Raw genomic sequence first — 904 nt, 5'->3', positions numbered from 1 at the left:
GGAAGTCGTTACGCCATTCGTGCAGGTCGGAACTTACCCGACAAGGAATTTCGCTACCTTAGGATGGTTATAGTTACCACCGCCGTTTACTGGGGCTTAAATTCTCCGCTTCGACCACAAGTGTCTAACAGGTCCTCTTAACCTTCCAGCACCGGGCAGGCGTCAGTCCGTATACATCGACTTACCGTCTTCGCACGGACCTGTGTTTTTAGTAAACAGTCGCTTCCCTCTATTCTCTGCGACCACCACCAGCTCAACACGTCGTTCACCAGCAGCGGCACCCCTTCTCCCGAAGTTACGGGGCCATTTTGCCGAATTCCTTAACCACAGTTCACCCGAACGCCTTAGTATTCTCTACCTGACCACCTGTGTCGGTTTACGGTACGGGCCGTACATGCACTCACTAGAGGCTTTTCTCGACAGCATAGGATCACCAACATCCCCACAACGGGTACGCATCACGCCTCACCCACAAAGCAGGACGGATTTACCTGTTCCTGCGGGCCACACGCTTACACCACAATCCAATAAGTGGCTCGGCTACCTTCCTGCGTCACCCCATCGCTTGGCTACTACCAGATCAGGTCCCACGCATCCACACACCACACACACAAAATGCGCATGACACGCTTCAGGGTGGTTAGTATCACTGATTCACCATTGGTCGCACACACACGGGTACGGGAATATCAACCCGTTAACCATCGACTACGCCTGTCGGCCTCGCCTTAGGACCCGACTCACCCTGGGAAGATTAGCTTGACCCAGGAACCCTTAGTCATCCGGCGGATACGTTTCACACGCATCATTCGCTACTCATGCCTGCATTCTCACTCGCATAACCTCCACCACACGGTCACCCGGCAGCTTCAACGATCACACGACGCTCCCCTACCAACCCAAC

Annotated in this window: 1 rRNA gene; it reads right to left on the bottom strand. The window is 54.2% G+C overall.

The features are described from left to right. Positions 1-904 (bottom strand): 23S ribosomal RNA (locus MHX66_RS10490); the annotation flags it as partial.

This window comes from Corynebacterium sp. ACRPH (assembly GCF_022347285.1).
In the GTDB taxonomy this organism is placed as follows: domain Bacteria; phylum Actinomycetota; class Actinomycetes; order Mycobacteriales; family Mycobacteriaceae; genus Corynebacterium.
The sequence above is the reverse complement of the archived record's forward strand: the minus strand, read 5'-3'. Positions and strand labels throughout refer to the sequence as shown.